The sequence below is a fragment of the Enterovibrio gelatinilyticus genome (assembly GCF_028683095.1).
Taxonomy (GTDB): Bacteria; Pseudomonadota; Gammaproteobacteria; order Enterobacterales; family Vibrionaceae; genus Enterovibrio; species Enterovibrio gelatinilyticus.
The window spans coordinates 1-1,582 of the sequence record NZ_JAJUBC010000073.1 but is presented as its reverse complement, the minus strand read 5'-3'; the positions used below and the strand labels follow the sequence as shown (position 1 = coordinate 1,582).

At 48.4% G+C, this 1,582-nt stretch carries 1 protein-coding gene; it reads left to right on the top strand.

Features of this window, described 5'->3' with window-relative positions; translation table 11 throughout:
• Positions 1–83: 83 nt before the first annotated feature.
• Positions 84–1,127 carry an IS110 family RNA-guided transposase gene (locus LRP50_RS25210; protein ID WP_017007167.1) on the top strand — a complete coding sequence of 348 codons (1,044 nt, stop codon included), beginning with the start codon at positions 84–86 and terminating at the stop codon, positions 1,125–1,127.
• The last annotated feature ends 455 nt before the right edge of the window (positions 1,128–1,582 follow it).

Here is a 1,582-nt window from a genome sequence, read left to right as displayed (position 1 = left end):
CCTTGATACTCATTGAGCCTTCTCCTCCAGCTTAACCCTCGGGCTAAGCTGGAAGGCGACGAAACCAAAACGGAGAAGACTCAATGAGATTTTATAACCAACAGCATAACTATTACTGCGGCATCGATCTGCATGCGCGCATTCTTTATGTCTGTATTCTCGACGCAACAGGCAATAAAGTCCTTCACAAGAAAATTGGCGCTGACCCTGACGCATTGCTGGAAATACTCGCGCCATTCCAAGATGAAATCGTCGTGGGCGTCGAATGCATGCATTGCTGGTATTGGGTCAGTGACCTTTGCCTCGACTACGCCTTTGATTTTGTCCTCGGCCATGCCTTGTACATGAAAGCCATTCATGGGGGCAAAACCAAAAATGATCGTATTGATTCATTTAAAATCGCATCTCTGATCCGCGGCGGTAATTTCCCGCTGGCCTACGTTTACCCGAAAGCCATGCGCGCTACCCGTGATTTACTCCGCCGACGAACCAAACTCGTGCGCCACGGCGCGCACCTTAAAGCACATGTGTCCAACACCTTTACTCAATACAATGTGCCATCACCCAATCTCGCCCTCCGTTATCCCTCTTCCAGGGAAGACGTGCGCAACCGCTTCAATGAGCCGGCGATTAACCGCAACATCGATATCGACCTCAATATGATTGGCTTCTACACCAAAGAACTCACCCATGTGGAATGCTTCATCGAGAAAAACGCCAAGCAACACAATCCGAAAGACTACATACTGCTTCAAACTGTGCCCGGCATTGGCCGTATTCTTGCTCTGACCATTTTGTATGAGATTGGGAATATTCAACGTTTTCCTTCCGTTCAACACTTTGCCTCTTACTCCCGCTTGGTGAAGTGCAAAGCCGAGTCGGCGGGAAAACAATATGGCACCAGCGGGAACAAAATTGGCAATGCCCACCTAAAATGGGCCTTCTCTGAAGCAGCTGTACTCTATTTACGAGGGAATGAAAAAGCCCAGAAATACCTCGCGCGACTGCAAAAACGCATGAGCAAGGCAAAAGCGCTGTCTGCCTTGGCACACAAGCTGGGTCGCTGCGTTTACTTTATGTTGAGGAACAATACCGTGTTTGATGAACACCGATTTTTACCCCAATAAGTCGCACAATGGGGTGAGCTGAACGTCTAACTGGTGCTGAGGAAGAACACTTTGCTGACTGCGTTTATTGGGTATAAGCCCGCCAGAGTCTGCTGTGTCCACCGTTGTCCAAGCCCTTTGGCCTTGATTAGCTATCCCATTGGTGCGCATTACAACGAACAACAAAGTTGCTTACACCTAGCCTGAGCCTGAAGATAACTGGAAAACAATTGTTTAGCCTTCTTCTTGAATAGTGCCAGCCTGGGTTAACGGAAAAGTGTCTAGTGGCCCTGTCACTCGAATGACAGGCAGCGGTGAGACCGCAGTAAGAGACCCTCTATATGTGTTTGCCGTAAGCAACGACTTAATGGCTCAAATGACAAAGCGAAGTAGATGACTTTGTTGTTCGAAAGCAATGACTGCTTACGCAGTCATAAAGACAGTTATTGCCTCTTGACCGGAGAAGGGCTCATATG

What these genes read in the sequence shown, in the direction of transcription:
- LRP50_RS25210 (WP_017007167.1), top strand. Translation starts at nt 84, where the DNA reads ATGAGATTTTATAACCAACAGCATAACTATTACTGCGGCATCGATCTG.